A 478-nucleotide genomic window follows, 5' to 3' on the forward strand; every position below is an offset into this window, starting at 1 on the left:
TCGTGGTCTTGGGGTTGGTCAATGTGAGTGTGGCGTTCGCTGCGATGTTCGCTGGCACCGCCGGAGTGGCTGGCGGCGTGGCGGCGGTACTGTCCAACGCGCAGCCAGTCCTGATCGTGCTACCCGCTTGGCTGCTGTATGGAGAGCGGCCACGGCCGCGGGCCATGGCGGGGCTGGTGGTCGGGTTCCTCGGGCTGATCGTGGCGGCAATTCCGGCCGGCACGGGCAGCGGCGCGTTGTCGGCACTCGCGGCGTCGGTGGCGATCACCGCTAGTACGCTGCTGGCGCGCCGACTCGGCGCCGGCGTTGACGTGGTGATGTTCTCAGCGTGGCAGTTGGTGTGCGGCGGTATCGCGTTAGCCAGCTGGGCCGCCGCGGTGGAGGGCGTGCCTGCCGTGTCGTGGACACCGCATTTTGTTGCGGCCCTGTTGTTTTTGGCCTTGGCCAGTACCGCGTTGCCCTACATGATCTGGTTCAG

The 478-nt window shown here is 67.6% G+C and carries 1 protein-coding gene; it reads left to right on the forward strand.

The annotated features are described in order from the left end of the window. Positions 1-23: 23 nt before the first annotated feature. The coding region (locus AC5Y5O_RS32225) for an EamA family transporter (RefSeq protein WP_500028772.1) at positions 24-478 on the forward strand (455 nt) is incomplete at its 3' end.

It is taken from the genome of Mycobacterium sp. NGS40, assembly GCF_059812735.1.